At 51.0% G+C, this 19,065-nt stretch carries 19 protein-coding genes; 9 read left to right on the top strand and 10 right to left on the bottom strand.

Features of this window, described 5'->3' with window-relative positions; genetic code table 11:
• Positions 1-42: 42 nt before the first annotated feature.
• From ABGA49_RS04235 to ABGA49_RS04225, 3 genes are all read left to right on the top strand, one after another.
• Positions 43-972, top strand: coding sequence for a LysR substrate-binding domain-containing protein (locus ABGA49_RS04235; RefSeq protein WP_347665178.1), 930 nt, complete (start codon positions 43-45; stop codon positions 970-972).
• 103 nt (positions 973-1,075) lie between these two features.
• Positions 1,076-1,912 carry an ATP-binding cassette domain-containing protein gene (locus tag ABGA49_RS04230; protein ID WP_061493830.1) on the top strand — a complete coding sequence of 279 codons (837 nt, stop codon included), beginning with the start codon at positions 1,076-1,078 and terminating at the stop codon, positions 1,910-1,912.
• An 8-nt stretch (positions 1,913-1,920) separates the two neighbouring features.
• The gene (locus ABGA49_RS04225; protein WP_061493829.1) at positions 1,921-2,754 is read left to right on the top strand and encodes an ABC transporter permease subunit; all 834 of its coding nucleotides are present in this window, start codon (positions 1,921-1,923) and stop codon (positions 2,752-2,754) included.
• On the opposite strand, the gene ABGA49_RS04220 is transcribed toward ABGA49_RS04225, so the two are convergent.
• The 4 genes from ABGA49_RS04220 to ABGA49_RS04205 form a co-directional block, all read right to left on the bottom strand.
• Complete coding sequence (locus ABGA49_RS04220) at positions 2,748-3,134, bottom strand: hypothetical protein (protein WP_088238160.1); 387 nt, start codon at positions 3,132-3,134, stop codon at positions 2,748-2,750. The genes ABGA49_RS04225 and ABGA49_RS04220 overlap by 7 nt on opposite strands.
• A 175-nt stretch (positions 3,135-3,309) precedes the next feature.
• Complete coding sequence (locus tag ABGA49_RS04215; protein WP_347665177.1) at positions 3,310-4,176, bottom strand: ABC transporter permease subunit; 867 nt, start codon at positions 4,174-4,176, stop codon at positions 3,310-3,312.
• The gene (locus ABGA49_RS04210) at positions 4,148-4,990 is read right to left on the bottom strand and encodes an ABC transporter ATP-binding protein (protein ID WP_347665176.1); all 843 of its coding nucleotides are present in this window, start codon (positions 4,988-4,990) and stop codon (positions 4,148-4,150) included. The genes ABGA49_RS04215 and ABGA49_RS04210 overlap by 29 nt, the downstream gene beginning before the upstream one ends.
• Positions 4,991-5,011: 21 nt before the next feature.
• Complete coding sequence (locus tag ABGA49_RS04205; protein ID WP_134317840.1) at positions 5,012-6,019, bottom strand: ABC transporter substrate-binding protein; 1,008 nt, start codon at positions 6,017-6,019, stop codon at positions 5,012-5,014.
• A 227-nt stretch (positions 6,020-6,246) separates the two neighbouring features.
• On the opposite strand from ABGA49_RS04205, the gene ABGA49_RS04200 reads away from it, so the two are divergent.
• From ABGA49_RS04200 to ABGA49_RS04175, 6 genes are all read left to right on the top strand, one after another.
• Positions 6,247-7,269 carry a malate/lactate/ureidoglycolate dehydrogenase gene (locus tag ABGA49_RS04200; protein ID WP_347665175.1) on the top strand — a complete coding sequence of 341 codons (1,023 nt, stop codon included), beginning with the start codon at positions 6,247-6,249 and terminating at the stop codon, positions 7,267-7,269.
• 300 nt (positions 7,270-7,569) lie between these two features.
• A complete protein-coding gene (locus tag ABGA49_RS04195) occupies positions 7,570-8,778 on the top strand; it encodes a SpoIIE family protein phosphatase (RefSeq protein ID WP_134317838.1) in 1,209 nt (402 codons plus the stop codon).
• A 9-nt stretch (positions 8,779-8,787) separates the two neighbouring features.
• Positions 8,788-9,369: a SiaB family protein kinase gene (locus ABGA49_RS04190; protein WP_061493823.1), complete on the top strand. Its 582-nt coding sequence runs from the start codon at positions 8,788-8,790 to the stop codon at positions 9,367-9,369.
• Positions 9,362-9,778, top strand: a complete 417-nt coding sequence (locus tag ABGA49_RS04185; RefSeq protein WP_061493822.1) for a DUF1987 domain-containing protein — start codon at positions 9,362-9,364, stop codon at positions 9,776-9,778. The genes ABGA49_RS04190 and ABGA49_RS04185 overlap by 8 nt, the downstream gene beginning before the upstream one ends.
• Positions 9,772-10,515 (top strand): GGDEF domain-containing protein, encoded by a 744-nt coding sequence (locus ABGA49_RS04180; RefSeq protein WP_061493821.1) that lies wholly within the window; start codon positions 9,772-9,774, stop codon positions 10,513-10,515. The genes ABGA49_RS04185 and ABGA49_RS04180 overlap by 7 nt, the downstream gene beginning before the upstream one ends.
• A gap of 289 nt (positions 10,516-10,804) precedes the next feature.
• Positions 10,805-12,106 (top strand): ADP-ribosyltransferase domain-containing protein, encoded by a 1,302-nt coding sequence (locus ABGA49_RS04175; protein WP_088238164.1) that lies wholly within the window; start codon positions 10,805-10,807, stop codon positions 12,104-12,106.
• A gap of 69 nt (positions 12,107-12,175) precedes the next feature.
• Here the strand turns inward: ABGA49_RS04175 and ushA are convergent, their stop codons facing one another.
• The 6 genes from ushA to ABGA49_RS04145 are packed head-to-tail and all read right to left on the bottom strand — an operon-like array spanning position 12,176 to position 18,739.
• Positions 12,176-13,738 carry a bifunctional UDP-sugar hydrolase/5'-nucleotidase UshA gene (gene ushA, locus ABGA49_RS04170; RefSeq protein ID WP_347665174.1) on the bottom strand — a complete coding sequence of 521 codons (1,563 nt, stop codon included), beginning with the start codon at positions 13,736-13,738 and terminating at the stop codon, positions 12,176-12,178.
• 26 nt (positions 13,739-13,764) lie between these two features.
• A complete protein-coding gene (locus ABGA49_RS04165; protein ID WP_347665173.1) occupies positions 13,765-14,898 on the bottom strand; it encodes an esterase-like activity of phytase family protein in 1,134 nt (377 codons plus the stop codon).
• A gap of 15 nt (positions 14,899-14,913) precedes the next feature.
• Positions 14,914-15,828: a carbohydrate kinase family protein gene (locus ABGA49_RS04160; RefSeq protein WP_088238166.1), complete on the bottom strand. Its 915-nt coding sequence runs from the start codon at positions 15,826-15,828 to the stop codon at positions 14,914-14,916.
• Between the two features lie 5 nt (positions 15,829-15,833).
• Positions 15,834-16,889, bottom strand: a complete 1,056-nt coding sequence (locus ABGA49_RS04155) for an SIS domain-containing protein (protein ID WP_347665172.1) — start codon at positions 16,887-16,889, stop codon at positions 15,834-15,836.
• Positions 16,890-16,907: 18 nt separating this feature from the next.
• Positions 16,908-17,963 carry an ADP-ribosylglycohydrolase family protein gene (locus ABGA49_RS04150; RefSeq protein ID WP_061493817.1) on the bottom strand — a complete coding sequence of 352 codons (1,056 nt, stop codon included), beginning with the start codon at positions 17,961-17,963 and terminating at the stop codon, positions 16,908-16,910.
• 11 nt (positions 17,964-17,974) lie between these two features.
• Complete coding sequence (locus ABGA49_RS04145; protein ID WP_347665171.1) at positions 17,975-18,739, bottom strand: GntR family transcriptional regulator; 765 nt, start codon at positions 18,737-18,739, stop codon at positions 17,975-17,977.
• Positions 18,740-19,065 lie beyond the last annotated feature (326 nt).

Here is a 19,065-nt window from a genome sequence, read left to right as displayed (position 1 = left end):
CTGTGAAGGGGTTATTTATTTATCATGAAATAAGGTGGATTTATGGCAGACAAATTACAACTTCCGCCTTTACAGGCATTAGTGGTATTTGAAGCGGCGGCGCGCTTAGGCAATTTTACCGCTGCCGGAAATGAGCTTGGACTTTCCCAACCTGCAGTCAGTCAGCGTATTCAGGCGCTGGAAAGCCGGCTCAATGCGCCATTATTTGAGAGGCGGCACCGCGGCGTACAGTTAACCGAAGCAGGCCACAGTCTGTACCTGATTGTCCGCAGCAGTTTGAACGATATCAGCGAGCAACTGGAGCGTACCCGCCGCAAGCGCAATGTGCTGCGTATCGACACCGATATGGGTTTTGCCAGTTACTGGTTGCTGCCACGGATGGAGCGTCTGCAGGCACTGATCCCCGGCGTGGAGGTACAGGTCACCACCTCGCCGAATGACTACAACTTTCGCGACAGCAATGCGGATCTGGCCATCTATTTTGGTCAGGGAAACTGGCCAGCAACCCAGACACAGCGCCTGTTCCCGGAGGTGGTTTTTCCGGTGTGCAATCAGGAGATTAAACAGGCGCTGGGTCAGCACAACCGGGCGGAAGCCTTGCTGTCGCACCCGTTATTAAAACTGCCGGAGACCCATCCACAACGCTGGATAACCTGGGAGGACTGGTTTCACCAGCAGCAGATTTATGGCCAGAGCCACAGCGCATCGCGCACCTTTAATGCCTATTCGCTGGTGATCCAGGCGGCACTCGAAGGCCAGGGCATCGCGCTGGGCTGGCAACCGCTGATTACGCCATTTATCCAGAACCAGCAACTGGTCCAGTGTGGCCCGCAGGTGCGTACTGAGCGCGGTTATTATCTTATTTCCGCCAGCAATAAACCGGCATCGGTTCAGCAGGAAAAAATAAAAGCGTGGTTATTAGATGAGGCCTGGGGTTTTCATGAGCAGGCAACGCCCATTAGCGTAATATAAATAAGCTAATGCGTAAAAAGCATATCGGGAAAGTGAAAATTAATTCTCCCCCAGATTCTTTTACGCTAGTGTGTATTAGCACTCCTGAAATAAAGTAAACATTATGCCACAGCCGCTATTTGAATTACGCTCAATTACCAAGCAGTATTATTCCTCAGGCGGAAAGAGCTTTTTCCCCCGCCGGGAAAAAAGCGCCACCGTAACCGCATTGCAAGATATTAATCTGCACATATTTGCCGGTGAAATCTTTGTCATTGTGGGATTATCCGGTTCGGGAAAATCCACGCTGCTGCGCACGTTAAACCACCTAATTCCGGCCAGTTCCGGCGACGTGATCTTTCAAGGTCGCACACTCGCCAGTTTGTCAGATAAGGCGTTAATTGCTCTGCGTCGCGAGCACATGGGGATGGTGTTCCAGTCTTTCGCCTTGTTCGACGAACGCACGGTGCTGGATAACGTTGCCTTCGGTCTGGAAGTGGCCGGTGTGCCCCGCGAAGCACGGGAAAGCCGGGCGCAGGCGATGCTGGAAAAAGTCGGGCTCGGCAACGTGGCAGACCACTACCCACACCAGCTTTCCGGCGGTATGCAACAACGCGTGGGACTGGCGCGTGCGCTGGTGGTGAACCCTTCGGTCTTGCTGATGGATGAGGCTTTTTCCGCGCTGGATCCCATTATCCGCCGTGAGATGCAGTCGCTGCTGCTGATGTTGCAGGCCGAATCGCAGCGCACCATCGTGTTTGTGACCCATGACATGGAAGAGGCACTGCGTCTGGGTTCGCGCATCGCGATAATGGAAAAAGGCAAGCTGGTGCAGGTGGGTAAACCGGAAATGTTGATCAATGCCCCTGCCACACCGTATGTGCGCCGTTTCTTCTCCGGTGTGGATGTCTCCCGCTGGCAAATGGCGGAAAACTACGCCGATATCTGGACGACGCGTTAAGGAATATCATGGCTTACCCACTCGATTTCAGTCGGCAGATCGACAGTGCTATTCACGCCTTGCTGGCAAATGCTGGGGGGTTGTTTGACGGCATTGCCGCCGGTATCGATCTGTTTGCCAGCAGCCTTGAGCTACTGATTAACAGCCTCTCCCCTTGGGGATTGGTGATACTTGCGGTGGTGATTGGCGGCTGGCGCATCGGTAAGGGGTTCGCGCTGTTTGCCCTGCTTGCCACGCTGTACATCATTTACAGCGGTTACAGCGAACATGCTGCCATCACGCTGGCGCTCACTCTCTCTTCAACCTTCTTCAGCCTGTTGTTGGGTATTCCGCTGGGGATCTGGAGCGCGCGTCGCGCCGCCGTGGGTAGCGTGGTGCGAACACTACTCGATTTTATGCAAACCATGCCCGCATTTGTCTATCTGATCCCGGCGACGATCCTGTTTGGCCTCGGGCGGCCACCGGGGATCTTCGCCACCATTCTGTTCTCTATGCCGCCGGTAGTGCGCTTGACGGATTTGGGGATCCGTCAGGTGAATCCGGCGCGTATGGAAGCCGGTATCGCGTTTGGTTGCACACCGTGGCAATTGCTGTGGAAGGTACAACTTCCTGCGGCGCAGCCCGCCATTATGGCAGGGGTGAACCAGACCATTATGATGGCCATGTCGATGGTGATTATTGCCTCCATGGTCGGTGCAGGAGGACTGGGTAACGACATTCTCAGCAGTATTCAACAACTGGAGATGGGGCTGGGGCTGCAGAGTGGTTTGGTGGTGGTGCTGATGGCGATTCTGTTAGATCGTTTATCTGCCAGTTTCGCCCGGCGACCTGCCGGTCAATAACCCCGTGATTGTGAACGTTGCCAGGCGCCGTCGACCAGCTCGGCGGCAGCCTGTATTTGATCGCGAAACGGCGCGCCAAAGCTCTCCATCAGCGCAGCATGGCGGGTAAGAAAGTGCATCCCCTCTTCATTACCGGCAATGCTTTCCAGAAACCAGTCCGGTACCCCTTTTTTAAGACTGAGTTCGCACAGCCCGGCGGTGAATTCGGCACGTCGGGAAACGTCCGTGATCCAGGAGGGTTGCTGCTCATCCATTTCCCTGGCAACAGTGGCCTGCAACGCCCGTTGGGAACGGCTGTAATATTCGCGGATCTTCGATGAGCTCCACGCCTTCCCAAAAAACAGCAGTAATATCGGAACCACACACCAGATAATCGTCATTATGCGCTCATTGTCTGTTTTCACCGCACTCCGGATAGTACTGGCTAAAGCGGGCAAAAGCATCATCGCAAAAGTCTGTTTTTTGCCAAATGGCGGCTAAGACGTTACGCATAGCTGGCCCGGTAAGCATAGCGCCACCGGGCAATCAGCAATAGATGTGAGTATAAGGCGGGTACTAGCGATGCATTCCCCAGCGTTTGATGGTCACTTTTTCCAGGCTGGCAAACACCACGCCTTCCACCAGTAAACCGATGGCAATTACCGTGACCAGTCCGGCGAACACGCGATCGGTAAACAGCTCATTGCGATTCTGGAAAATATACCAGCCCAGACCACCTTCCCCACCGGATGCGCCGAACACCAGTTCTGCTGCAATCAGCGTACGCCAGGCAAATGCCCAGCCAATTTTCAGCCCGGCGAGAATGGCGGGCAACGACGCCGGGATAAGAATAGTGACCACATAACGCGGCCCGCTCAGTCCATAATTGCGCCCGGCCATGCGCAGTGTTTCCGGCACGCCGCTAAAACCGGACCAGGTATTCAGCGCAATCGGCCACATCACCGAATGCACCAGCACAAAAATCAGGCTCACATTGCCTAACCCGAACCACAACAGCGCCAGCGGCAGCAGAGCAATGGCTGGCAGCGGGTTAAGCATCGCAGTGAGTGTACTGAGCAGGTCACGACCAAATTGCGTGGTGACCGCCAGCGCACTGGCAAGCAGCGCCAGCAGGCTACCAATCAGATAACCTTTCAATAAGGTACTCAACGAATTGATGATTTTGGCGGGCAATTCACCATTGCGCATATCGTCACTGAACGCATGCCAGGTTTGCAGCACGCCGGGCAGCATCAGGTCATTTTGCTGCACCCGCGCCGCCACCTCCCACAACGCCAGCACCAGCAACACGATCAGTGATTTACGTAACCACGCCTGATTCCACACGCGCTGACTCAGCGGTAACGGCGTCTCGACCGGCACATTACGCAGTGGCGGTAATTCGCGTTCGAATTCAGGACGGATGTACGGTGGCTGCGACATACGCGGTTTCCTCACCAGATGAAGGGGATGGGCTGGCCCCGTTTGCCGGGAACAACAGATCGTGGATATGACGCGCGGCGTGCTGGAACACCTCGCTGCCGAAATCATTCAGGCCAAACTGATGGCAATTGATCTCCGCTCTGACCCTGCCTGGGTGCGGGGAAAGCACCAGGATGCGGCTTCCGACCACCAGCGCCTCTTCAATTGAGTGGGTGACAAACAGCAGCGTAAAACGCTCCTCTTCCCACAGCGCCAGCAGCTCTTCCTGCATGGTGCGTCGGGTGAGCGCATCCAGCGCCGCGAAAGGCTCATCCATTAACAGCATGCGCGGTTTCATCGCCAGCGCGCGGGCAATGGCGACACGCTGTTTCATACCGCCGGAAAGCATGTGCGGCATCACATCAGCAAACTCCGCCAGCCCCACTTTATGCAGAAAATGCAACGCGGTCTCTTTGGCTTCCGCCCGGCTGGCCTTGCGACTTGCCAGCAGCGGAAACATCACATTTTCCAGTACCGTCTTCCACGGCGGCAGCTGATCGAACTCCTGAAACACCATCATCCGTTCCGGGCCAGGGGACGTGATGACCGAACCGGCCAGCGAAAGTTGCCCACTGCGTGGCGTGAGGAAACCGCCAGCGGCCTTCAGCAGGCTCGACTTCCCGCAACCTGACGGCCCAAGCAAGATAAAGCGATCGCCCGGCCAGACATCAAAACTGACATCGTGGGTGGCGCGCACCTGGCGCTCGCGCGTGCGGTATTCAATGTTCACGTTGCTGACCTGCAACAAGGGGCCGTCACTCGGATGCATTGTCATCGGTGTCTCCTGGGTTGCCGCTTAACTGCCTGGGTTTTCCCACGCCTCGTTAAAGAAATAGTCTTTCCATGAACTGGCTCTGTTTTTCAGTACGCCCAATTCATGGAGTTTTTCGGCATACACGCCGGTACGTTCCGGGGAGACGGTGAAGCTTATCTCGGGATCGTTAACAATTTTCTGCACCAGCGGTAACGGCAGACGGGATTTTTCGACGCGAATATAGGTTTCCGCTGCTGCGTTTTTGTCGGCATTAATGATTTTCGCCGCCTCACTCAGTGCGCGATAAAATGCCTGATAGGTTTTTGGATTCTCGTCGTGGAATTTCTCGGTGGTATAAAGCACATTAAATGTCGCTTGCCCGCCTAAGACATCATAGGAGCTGAGAATTTTATGCACATTATCATGTTCCAGTGCCTGATACTGAAACGGCGGGCTGGAGAAATGGGTGGTAATTTCCGACCCGCCGGCAATTAATGCCGCACTGGCATCCGGATGCGGAAGGCTAACGCTAATGTTATCAAAACGCTTAAAATCATCGTTGCCATATAATTTAGCGGTTTCAATCTGTAAGGTTCGCGACTGAAAACCGACGCCAGCAGCCGGTACCGCAATTCGGTCCTTATCGGTCAAGTCTTTAATGCTTTTTACCGCCGGATTATTACTCAATAAATAGTTGGGCATTGAGCCCAACGAGGCGATGGCTTTGACATTTTGCTTCCCTTTCGTGCGGTCCCAGAGCGTAAGCAGCGGCGGCACGCCAGCTGACGCAACATCTAACGCACCAGAGAGCAAGGCTTCATTCATGCCGGTGGCACCGGATATTGTGCGCCAGTCGACGGTGATATCCAGCCCTGCTTTTTTCCCCTCTTTTTCGATCAGGTGCTGGTCGCGCACTACATCAAGAATTAAATAGCCAATACCAAACTGCTGCGCAATGCTGATTTTCCCTTCGGCAAATACCGAATGGTTCACGCCGCTTAATGTAAAAAGTGCCAGCGCCCCGGCAAGCGTCCTGTTTAATGTGTTCATGCCTGTCCCCAGAATATCGTTGTTATCAGCAGAAAATGATTGGCTGGTGGGAAAGCAAAAGGAAATGATTTAATCAGCAATGCTTAGTTGAAAATTAAAAATAGCTTTTCCCTCGCGGCATTATTCAATAAATGGCAAAGGATAGTTATTTTTCATGGTTATGTAACAAATATATCGTCGTTATAGTCGAAAACACCTCTTTATTATCCTCTATGAGTACAGGGATTATGCCTCTATTTTCACATCAACATTTACGCGTATTGTTGAAACAGCATCTGGTGCGGGTGAATACCGCACCCGAGATTGCGCAAAAAGTTGCGGATAACCTGGTGGAAGCCTCGTTAAAAGGCCACGATTCCCATGGTGTGACGTTGCTGCCCCGCTATATCCGCGCGATTCTGGCAGGCGATCTTAACGCCAATGCTGAACTGAAAACCGTGCGTGACACCGGACCAATCCTCTCCTTTGAAGGCGGGCACGGGTTTGGTCAGTTGCTGGGTGAACAGGCGATGACCGCCGGCATCGAGCGCGTCCGGCAATTTGGCGTGGCGATTGTCGGTCTGGCGAACTCACACCATCTTGGGCGAATTGGCGCATGGGCGGAGCAGGTCGCCGACGCCGGGCTGGTATCGATCCACTTTGCCAACGTCGCCGCCCCTGCGGCGGTATTGCCGTTCGAGGGGCTGCGCCCCCGGCTTGGCACCAATCCCTTCTGCGTCGGCATACCGTTACACAACCGCCCGCCGGTGGTGTTGGATTTCGCCACCAGCGCCATCGCCGGGAATAAAGCCCGTGTGGCCTGGAATGAAGGTCGGCAAATTCCTGAAGGCTGCGCGGTAGACGCTAACGGACAGCCCACCACCGATCCCGGTGTATTAATGACCGAACCCCGTGGCGCACTGTTGCCCTTTGGCGGTCATAAAGGTGCAGGACTGTCGCTGGTTTGCAGCCTGCTCGGCGCCGCGTTGACCGGCGGTGAAACCGAAAGCCATCACATTCCGCCCCGCGAGGGCATTATCAACAACATGTTGTCGATTCTGTTTGACCCACAACGTTTGGGCGCAGGCGAGCACTATCAACAGGAACTTCTGGCGCAGGTGGACTGGGTGCGTAACGACCAGCAAGGCCGCGATGTGCAGATTCCGGGAGAGCCGGAACGGCGCGCTTATGCCCGTCGTCAGCAAGAAGGCATTCACATTGACGAGGTGAGCTGGCGTGAGTTTATGGCGCTGGAGACATTACGTGCGTGATCCCGTACTTAATGCGGGGTTGATTGTTAAGATGATAAAGATTATCTTTCTCATTACCGAATAGTTGAGTCAAACGCTCAGGTATTCGGTACGACATTGCTCACATTGCTTCCAGTATTTTTGCCCGCCTGACAAGTGCGGGCTTTTTTTTGCCTTTCCCGCTCTGTTACCGCGCATCCGACTGAGATTTGGCTTAAGGAGCCATAATCTCCCGTTATTCATCGGCTTACTTACCTGAAATCAAACCGTCACAAAACCGACTTAACCTAAGAATATTCTCATTACAGGTTCTGTCAGAACATGGATATTCCGCTTTCATCCCGACAGCTTAACGCCGGTATTTTGCGCCTCACCGTACCGCACGTAACACCAGACAACAACAATACGCAGGTGATGTCGCTGTTTAACGAACATACTGCGTTGATTGGCCTGCCGGTGCTGGAGAACAATCGCCCTATTGGCATGATTAACCGCCATATTTTTTTGTCACAGATGAGCCGCCCCTTTTTCCATGAACTTTACGATCAGAAAAGCTGCATCGCCTTTATGGATAAAAGCCCGCTGATCGTTGATGCCGATGCGGGTCTGGAATACCTGTCGGAACGGGTCATCGAAACCGGTGATAAAGCGGTGACGGAGGGCTTTATTCTCACCCAGCAGGGGCAGTACATCGGTATTGGTCTGGGTATCGACCTGATTCGCACCGTATCGGATTTGCAAGCCAAACAGCATTTGCAAATTATGCAAAGCCTTGATTACGCGCGCATTATTCAGGAATCGATGCTGAGCCGTTCACGCAATACCATTGAACAAACACTGGAAGAGTGGTGTTTATACTGGCACCCGCGCGACTGTGTTGGCGGGGACATTTACGCGTTTCAGCGCAGTGAAAATGGCTGGCTAATGGTGCTGGCGGACTGTACCGGCCACGGTGTTCCCGGTGCCTTTATGACGTTCATTTTCTCTTCGGCGCTGGAAAAAGCGCTGACCATCGCCCGGCCCGATGCGCCAGAACACCTGCTCAGCCTGATCAATCAGCACATTAAACAGACGCTAAGCCAGGTACACCCTTCGTCCGATCGCAGCCAGTCCAATGACGGTTGCGACGCTATTGCTCTGTATGTCGATACCCATCACGCCCAGGTAAGCTGGGCCAGCGCCCGTATGCACGCCTTTATGCTCGGCGCACATGCCGACAATGCCATTGTGCTGGACAGCTGTCGCAAAGGCATCGGTTATACCGATACGCCAGTGGACTACCAGTGGCAGCGTTATCAGGCGCCGTTGCAACGGGGCGATACTTTTTTGATTGTTTCTGATGGCGCGACGGACCAGCCCGGCGGCCCGCGCGACATTATGTTTGGTAAGAAACGTATTCAGTCACTGTTAGTACAGAACCGCTCACTGCCCATGTCTGCCCTTTCCGATGCCCTGCTTCAGGCGTTGAAAAGCTGGCAAGGGCAACAGGCATCCCGTGACGACATGACATGGTTTGGTTTTCGCTGGTAGACAAAAAGTATGCAAATAAATGACCTGCAGGGCAAAGAAGCCGTCCTGTTACCCCTTTTTACTCTGCAACGGCAAAATGCCGTTGAGCTGTTTTATACGGGTTATTTTTCTCAGCAGCATATCGTTTCGCTGGGCAACGTCATTCGCACATGGCTGGATAAGCACGAATCTTCCGCCGTTACGCGCCGTAAACTGTTCTCGGTGTTTATCGAAATGGGGCAAAACATTGTGCGTTACTCCTCAGATGAGCGGTTTTTGTGCACCGGTCAGGATGAGCTGCGTTTTGGTTCTGTCTGTTTCCATATGGACACCTCCCATTATTACCTCGAAACCGCAAACCTCGTGGGGCCAGAAGCCTCTTCCCTGTTGCAAACCAACCTTGAAGTCCTGCGTACGATGACGCAGGCGGAAATTCGCGATGCCTGGAAGCAAGGGCTGCGTGCAGAAGCGCCGACGACCAGCAAAGGCGCGAACATCGGTTTGCTGACCATGGCGCGGGATACCAGCGCACCGCTGGAATATCGCATTCATCCACTGGCGGCAGGCAACCTCTCCGCCTTTCACTTAAAGGCAACCTTTTGCCATGACTGATACGACACTGACGCCCCCGATTGAACTGACCGCCACCGCTGCCACGCCAGAGGTGAAGTTCGATTTTGCCGCGCAGCGACTGCTGCTTAAAGGTGAAGCCTACCCGGAAAACGCGGCTGCGTTCTTCCGCCCGCTACTGGACGCAACGGAAAGCTGGCTGCAAACCCGGCCGCAAACATCAACGCCGGTGCAGTTGCACGTCGCATTGCGCTATTTCAACAGTTCCAGTACCAAGCTGCTGTTCACCCTGTTTGAAAGCCTGAACGATCACGCAAAACAGGACGTCCCCTGCGAACTGCACTGGTACTACGACGCCGAAGACGATATCTCCGAAGAGTTTGGTCAGGAGTTGCGTGTCGACTTCCCTTCGCTGGCGGTGTTTCTTATTCCGGACATCAACGCATGCTAGATATCAATGAGCTGTTCCGGGAGGAGTATTCCGTTCTCGAAGATGCCAGGCTGGCCGCCGCCGATCGTCAGCTCTCTGCCGATGCCTGCCGTGAGAAGCTGTGGGGCGTCGCGAAACACTATCAGCGTCTGATCCGCGAATCGTATCGTCTGATTTCCCGCAGCGACCGCGCGGAGCGTGAGCTAAACCGCATGAACGAGCAACTTCAGCAACTGGCGGCGCGTCTGGAGTATGAAGCGACGCACGATCCGCTGACGGCGGTGTTCAACCGTAGCGCGATCATCAACCAGATCAATCAGGGGCTGACTACCGGCAGCGTTGCGCTGATCCTGCTGGATATTGACCATTTCAAACGCATTAACGACGAGTATGGTCACCCGATGGGCGACCGGGTGATCTGCTCACTGGTGTCGCGCGTGCGCCGCGCCGTGCCGCAAAGCGCAGCGATTGGTCGCGTGGGCGGCGAAGAGTTCACCATTGTGCTGCCTGAAGCGCGCATTGAAGAGGCGATGATTATCGCCAGCTATATTCATGCCTCGCTCAATGCCTCACCGCTGGAGGTGCTGCCCCAGCAGTGGGTGACGGCCAGTTTTGGCGTCAGTCTCGGCGCGAAAGAGAGCGACTTCGAAACTCTCTACAGCGCAGCAGACACAGCGCTGTACACGGCTAAAAAACGCGGGCGCAATCAGGTAGCGCTGCATGAGGATTTTTTCCGCCAGCCGGCGAAAGCCTGCTAACCGCCGCGCGGCGGTTAGCAGTGATGCAATACTGAAATATCAATCGTGTCAGGATGATAAAGCGCCTGAGCAATGCGGCAGATATCACACACCCTCACCTCTCCAGAATGAATACTGCTGTACGCGCCACGGACGGCCGTTACGAGGTTGCTATAGCGTCACAGGGATAGACGACAGGGAACGTAAGGCGTGTAAATAGTCGTGAGAATTCTGATTTTTTACCCCAGCCTCTGGCACAGATTAAGGGAGAAACCATGCTGCTTATATAGCCAATAAAAGGGGCAGAATCATGTTCAATATCGAAAGCATTCTGGCGAAAATTAACCGTGCACTTACGCCTCATGGCGATATCACGCTGACATCTTCATTACTGACGGAATCCCTTCCCGAGCTGCACAAACGTTTTAAAAATATCCTTTCACGCGGTGAAATTCTCTATCTGTACCTGGAGTCTTTACGGGCGCAGGAAGATGCAACAACACGGGAAAAAATAAAGAAAACACCTTCAGCCTCAAAAATTGAACCTTCCGATCTGGCCCTCGCCATTCGACAAGCGGTAGGGCCTTTGACATTGCAGCGTTATGTGAATGCCACTGATGTCGGCGCGAAAAAATTGCTCCGCTATATCAAGGAGCATCCGGATGCCTTCGTCGATGATGTTGGTATTGAGCCATGGCCGATATCGTCGATGTTGAGGTCACAAATTGAAAAGAATCGCCTCCATCAACACAATCTCCGCTCTGGCAGCGATCCGGTGTATAACAAGGCTTTTAAAAAACGGCAATTCTGGAGTAACGATCAAAAAAGCGAAGGCAATAAAATCTTAAGCGATCAACGTGTTAATCCGTTCGCAAACTCCGTTAGCGAGTTAGCCCGGAAATACCATGAAAGATTGCATTCCTCCTCCGTTGCCAGCGGTGCAGTCAGAAAATTGACCCAGGCTGAGCGCGATATCATCAACCTTTACAGTAAAGAGTCACTCCCTTTCCATACGATAACGTTAGGGTTCAGGGATCTGAATGCACAAGAGAAAGCACAGGGTTATCACATGGGCCAGGGGGTTGAACTGATTAACGCCTTATCCCGACTGCCCTCTCACAAAGGGAAAACCTACCGCGGTGCGTTTATCGAAAAGGGATTTACCTATGAAACGTCCGGCGTTCCGGTCACCCGAAGTATGACCGTGACAACCGGGAAAGATGGCAAACGCAGAGCATGGAAGCCAGGCGATTACGTCACAACAAGAACCTTTTTTTCCACCAGCGCAGCCAAAGGCGTTGCTGCCGAATTCATTATGCGTCAGCGTTTTGGATCAGGTTTTCACTCCGACACGGCGATTTTAAATGTGGTGGGAACCAGCGGTCGAAATATCACCCAACTGACCCACATAAAACAGGCAGAAGTCCTTTACCCTGCCTATACCGTTTTTCAGGTTAAACACGTGCAAAAAGGTGAATTTGGTCTTGAGATTGACCTGGAAGAAGTGGATGAAGAGATCTGGAACGATCCTGACGCGGTCATCAGGGATTATCGTTTTGGTAACGTTGTATTAGAAAGGCCAAAACATATGATCCCGCAACGGACCAAATAATACAGAACCGATAAAACGGCCACCGCAACTTCCGGTGGCCGTTGGCTTTATTCCGTTATGCGTCAGGACTTATAACGGGTATTTCCTTGCGATATAAGATTTCAGCACTTCGGCATCAATGCATCCCGTATTAACGTAACCGCTGTGTTGATTGAGTTCCGGGTAGCCATCCCCTCCTGTGGCATTATAACTGGGAAGGCTCATACGGTAAGTTTTATCCATTTCCAGTGGCTTACCGCTTATCGTGACGTGAGCCACTTTGCCATTATCCCGGTCAAACGCGATGTTGTGGAATTGAGCATAAGCCCCCGAGCCCGCAGTCTTAAATGCGACAACATTGAGATAGTCGATAATTTCCTTACCGGTCAGTGCAACATAAGTTACCGAGTTGCCAAACGGCTGGACTTTCAACACATCGCGGTAAGTGACGGGCCCCGCACTGATAGAACTGCGAATACTCCCGCTGCTGATAACGCCGAAGTCCGCCTGGGTTTTATCCATCTGCGCGGCAATAATCAGTTGCCCCATATTGGTTTGCTGTGAGCGAACCACATCGCGATCGCCTTCAAATGTTTGCCTGAACATGCCAACCGGCACGCTTAACTGGGTATCGATATGTTTTTTATATCCCTGCAACAGCGTATATAGCGCTTGCACCGCTGGCGTCTCCGCTTCTGTCGAGGCGACGACAGGCAGCAACTGATAACGTTTTAACGTAAGCTGACCTTTTTGCCAGATAAAATCGGCCCGCCCAAGGTAACGTCCGCTGTCGAGCGCCTGAATTATCCAGATCCCATTCTGGCGATCGGGCTTGCAGTCAGCATGTTTACGCCAATCAGCATCCAGTGCTTTGTCGCCAACGCAGACGGCGGTATGGGTATGCCCGCCAATGATCATGTCCACGCTGCCGGGGGGCAGTTCGCGCGCCAGTTCTACATCACCCGGCGCGCTGGAGCCGTGCTTGCCATCGTAATAATACCCAAGATGTGTAAGCGCAATAACCACATCGGGTTTCTCTTTTGCCATTTCCGCTAAGACCTTACGCGCTTCACTGACATGGGGTCGGAAATCGAGATTTGCCAGAATCGCCTTACTGCCAACGATCCTGGTATCCACGCTGGTCAAACCCAGCACACCGATTTTCAGCCCTTTCTTCTCAAAAAATGCATAAGGTGTAAAAGCACGATGCGACGTCTTGTTGTTATAAATATTGGCAGAAAGAAAAGGAAACCCTGCCCAGCCTTGCTGACGCTGAAGAATATCATGTGTGTTATCAAATTCATGATTGCCCACCGTCATCGCATCGTACCCCCTCTTCGCCATGGCCTTAAAATCAGGCTCGGCAAGGAGAAGATCCGATTCCGGCGTACCGGTATTGACATCACCGGCATCCAGCAACAACACCGCACCTCCCTGCGCAGCGACTTCATTGCGAATACGCTCAATCATTGCAAACCGGTTAACCAGTCCGTTATTTCCCTCCTTGTCTTGCCAATAGGCCCCATGATGATCGTTGGTATGCAACACCGTGAGGAATACTGTCTCATCCCTGGATTGCTGGCTGGCGTACCCTGTCTGAATCAGCAAAAAAGGGAGAGCAAATAAAATGAACAGATAGCGAAAAAATAACATGTAGCCTCCTGCTGTCTGCTGCACTATTAGTTCAGCACACCTTTATCATCGACAAACATAAAAAACTTTGTGGCTTGATAAGGTTGGAAATTGTTATCCGAGACAAAAATTAAAGACTTTTTCCCGTTGATCTGCGGGCCGAACGTTACCGCCTCAATGCAGTCCGGTGCTTTGGTGTAATCGTCGAAATCAATCAACAACTTTTTACTGACGGGTTGAAGCAAATTTTTCTTCTCAACATCTGCAAGACTTTTTTTACCGATAATATTTGTAGCCTGGGAAAGATCGGAAATATAAGTTCGGATATTGAAATCAAAATCATTAAACCCTTCACTGGCATTACGCCCTGCCCGCTCTGTGATCAGTAATTTATCGTTACCAAGAGCAAGAATTTCAGACAGGCCATTATCACTGACGCCATATTTCGTTATGCGCGGGATAGGATCGACATTATAAATATATTCTCCTACCAGTTCCCCGACATTGCCATCAGGTTGCAGCGCAAATTTAAGAATACGTACCGGTGAAGAACTCACGGTGGTGCTGATGCCACCATCCTGCTTCAATGCACTTTCCGCTGCCACGAAGAGAAATTTACCATCAGGCGTGACGCTGGCCCCTTCAAAGGTCGCGCCGTTGCGTAGCCCTTCCGGTGCTTTTTTCAGATCACCACCGGCGTTATAGGAAACGGGGATTTTATCTGCGAAATCCTTCTTCAACTTGCCATCCAGGGAAGAGAGCCTGAGTGGGCTACCCAGTTCAGATGTCCAGAGCACGCTTTTTTTATCAGGTGTCAGCGCAAAACCTTCACCATCAACTTCCTGTTCCTTGAATGATTTCCCATCAGCATCGGTAAGCTGTTGCATATTCTGGATATCAACACGTTGGATGCCTTTGCTGTTGGTTTTAATGTTAAGGGTATAAAAACGCGCCATTCCTTCGGCAGGCGTATTTCGGGCATCAGTAATGGCATAATAGACGCCTTTGGCCGGATCGTAAGCCATTGCGGACAGTCCGCCAAATTTCACATTCTGAAAACTTGTTGCAGTCGGAATAGAATATTCATTTAAAAAAGTCAGTTCAGCTCCGATGGCTGAAACAGACAGCGCAGACATGCCGACGGTCAACGCGATATATTTAGTTAATAATACTTTTTTCATAATTGCCCCCAAAAGTTATTGATATTGCTCTTTGAATTTATTGACATCATCTACCGTGGACAATTTTCCACGGGCACCAACATGCGAAATATTGATTGCTGCCGCAGCGCTGGCAAAACTTAATGCGTCATTAAGTTCCCGATTGTTGAGGTAACAATAAATAAAGGCGCCATTGAAGGTATCTCCCGCACCGGTGGTATCGATAACGGATACGTTATATCCCGGATGGGTGGCGACACCTTTGCGATCGCAGGCGATAACCCCTTCTCCGCCACAGGTTACAACAAGGGCATCCAGATCGTGTTCTTCCACAAGGCTGCGCAAAACTTCGGCATCCGGTTCCTGTTGCAGGCTGGTACGAAATCCTTCTTTGTTAAAAATAGCGACATCACTTAGCGACAGCATCTCCTTAATATTCTGCTGACTGTTTTTAATATGTGATTCAACATCTATAACAACTTTTGTGTTCTTCTCCCTGGCATACCTTGCCAGCGTACGGAATTTATCGAGCTGCCCTGGCATCATATAAACCAGTCGACTACAGTCGATTGCCTGCGGAGCCTGAACCATACACGTTTCCGTTTCATCATTCGGCGCATACACCAGAGCCTTTTCACCTGAATCATCGAGAAAAATAATGGCCATATTTGCAGCCACACCAGGCTTACGTAAAATAAAGCGTGTATCCACACCATTTCTATGAAAATCATCAATAATCGCTTGTGCATAGTAATCATCACCCGCGGTAGATAATGACGTAACACGCAATCCCAGTTTTCCCATTACACATGCGGAGTTTGCGACCGTACCACCGATAAGTTCCGCAACTTTTTTTCCAATGACTTTATCGTCATTTCCGGGCAAACGAGGTACACGAAAGATAAGATCTACGGTTCCACTTCCCACCGCAACAACATCAAACGTTTTCATTTAATTTACTCCTGCGAAATCCTTTCACCTCCGCATGACAGATACTTCTCTGTTGCAGAGATAATAAAACTGAATATGGCAAGCATTGCGTAAAAATGGCAATCCTCGTGGCTGGAAAAAGCGGTGTAATGACCACTAAACATATAACTGAGTAATTGATTATCCACATGTAACACTGTGGCATTCTTTTTTATTAACTGCTGCTTTATATGCCAGGCAAGCACACCAGGGCTACCGGTACAGTTAAATATAATGACCAGATCTTGTGCCCCGGCCTGGTTCAGACGTAAAGCATGTTCATACTCTTCAAGCGCCAGTGCCTGGCTGGCCACTTGCGGGCCACACCACAACAGGTTAGACAGCATCGTTGCCAGGCCGAGGTTCCCTCCACTACCTAAGAGAGTGACCCGTTTCGTAAACAGATGCGATAACATCTGGTCACTTCCTGAAAATCGTGCAATATCAGGAAGGTATTTCGCATAAAAGCAGAACTTACGAAATTGCGGCCAGTATTGTTTATCATATTCCGGTTGTAATATGCAGATAATCGCCTCAAGAAAAATCGCCATTGCCAGCGTGCTTTGCGTGGGCATGCCTTTCTTTGTTGCCTGCGTTACCAACAATTTTTTCACCTGAGTCGCAAACAGGCTGTCACTATTATTAGTGATACCAACAACCTGTGCATTTGTATGTTGTGCTTTTATCAAGGCATCGACAACAGGCGATGCCCGACCACTGGCACTTAATACAACCACCAACCACGAATCATCAAGATATTCGGTGTGTTCGCTGACAAATTCATATGACTGAAGAGCACGAGCAGGCAGCGATGTTATTCTGTTAATAAGTGCAGCATACAGCAATGCCAGAGCATAGGAGTCACCGGAACCGATTAACAATACCTGACGGATTTTTCCCGCATTAATACACGCAACAGCACCTTCTTCAATAATCTTAATATCGCAATGTTTAATATAGCGTGCAATTGCTGATACTTCTTCTCGTGTGGCAGTCAGCGGCATAATTGCAGATGCCGCGTCATGCGTTTCGCTGGTTTTCATTCCGATGACTCCTCTTAATTAACAGAGGGTGCTTAATTCTCTGGCAATACGTTCCACATCAAAATCTTTTTTATTTACCTGATAGAAAAATTGATATTTATCGGGCGGAAGAGCAGAAAAGCCTTTATAGGCTCCGGCCATCGCGCCTGCCATTGTTGCAATACTGTCCGTATCATTTCCTGCGTTTGCTGCCGCGTGGATCGTCTGCCACGGATCCCCCTGACAGAACGCAAAGATGGCAATCGCAGAAGGAACGGACTCATGAGCATTGACCGAGTTACCGACAAAACCTTCCAGTTCGCGCAAGAAAGGTTCCAACTGACTGTTGCTTTGCGCGATGTCCAATGCAAGCTGTAGACGTTTTCCAATTTTTGGCCCGGCAACCACTCTGGCGCGTTCTGCTGCCAGCTGCTCGCCATACTCAGCACCATGGAGTGCACTGGCAAGAATGCTATCCACTGTCGCATTTGCCATCATGGCGCTGGATACACCTGACGCAATTGCGCAAGCGCTGGCAATAGCAATATTGGTATCGTGAGAAGGCAGGCAGGTAGCAAACGCCAGCTCACACGCTTTCTCTGGCTGACCCGGCCAAACCAATCCCGCCGGGGCAACGCGCATTGCTGCACCGTTCGTTGTCCCTACGTTAGGTGCCTGCCGCGATGATGTGCCAATCCTTCCGATGGTGTTAGTGGGTTTTCCTTCTTTTAACGCCTTAACAACCTGTTCAGTTGTGGGACCTTTATAGTTTGCATAGGGCTCCATAGAAGCCCAACGCAACAGACATTCGGTCCAGGCCTGAGTGTCAAAGTTTGCTTTTCCTGTTTTAATTAACCCTTCAGCAAAAACGTACATTTGGCTGGCGTCATCGGTAATCAATCCCGACACACCGCCCAGAGAACCGGCAAAAGTGTCCTCCGGCGGTGTCTGAAAATCAGAAATAAACCCCTGATAGTGTTGGATTATCTCATCGATGCTGTACAGTTCTGTCGCCGCGCCAAGCGCATCTCCCATACCCGCACAAGCCAGTGCTCCTAAGACCTTTTGCTCATAATTTTGCCCGTTCTGACGCATTAAATGCTCCTTTAATATTCAAATGTGTCCTTACTCACCTTCAACTGGTAAACGTAACGACTGGTCGGATAAATCATTTCTACATATTCAATGGGCTTTCTGTCACTGGCGTAGGTAATGCGTGAAGAGGTGAGCACCACTTCGTTGCTCCCTATCTCCAGATGCTGCCGTTCGGCTACTGACGGTAATCGGGCGCCGATCGACTCATACGCCTCTACCATTTCGATACCGTATTTCTCTTCCAGTAAATGATAGAGAGACCCCCTTTCTTCCAGCTCTTTCTGCTCAATTTCCTGACCGGGTTTGAGCTTGAGATAAGACGTCTGTATCCCCATTGGGGTGGTATCCGAAAAACGTATTCTTTTAATTTTCAACACGGTTTGTGTTGAAAGCGGCATTTGCAGGTTTGTCCTTATGACTTCGCTGACAGGAACATGGCCAAACTCAAGTACTGCCTGCCCAGGACATCCACCGTTACGCTTAATATCGTCGCTAAAGCTATAAAGCAGATGCGAATCATGACTGCGTGGAGGCAAAACATAGTTCCCTTGTTTCGCCGCGCTGTGCAAATAACCACGCTGCTTCAAATGCGCGATGGCTTTACGAACGGTAATCCTGTTTACGCCAAACACTTCTGCCAATTCGCGTTCGGAGGGGATGACATACTCAGCCGCCCACTGCCCCGAAACAATCTTTTCTATCATTATGTCTATGATTTGCTTGTATTTACTTTGTCCATCTGCGCTGAGATTTTCGGTCTGCTTTTCGTTTTTCATTTTTTTTACCTTTCTGGTCTACACCAATGAATACTACCTGAATGAAATAGTAACAATCTATGGAGTTAAAAAGTGTAATCAATATCACACTTAATTCCTTACATTCCTTTAAATTCAAACGGATATACAAATATCACTAGCATGTCAAGTTGATAACATGATCGTGTTCACAATTTCATCAATTGCCTCTTTGGTCTACACCAGATGTTTGTTAGCTTGGAATCAGAAATAAAGTCAGTCGTCACCCAGTAAGTATTTTTAGATAACCGACAATAAAATCAGTGGCCAAGGAGAAAATACAGAAAAGTATATTGAGAATGTCTATC

The sequence above is a fragment of the Kosakonia sp. WA-90 genome, assembly GCF_039871955.1.
GTDB lineage: Bacteria > Pseudomonadota > Gammaproteobacteria > Enterobacterales > Enterobacteriaceae > Kosakonia > Kosakonia oryzendophytica.
This window is presented reverse-complemented; position numbering and strand designations above follow the sequence as displayed.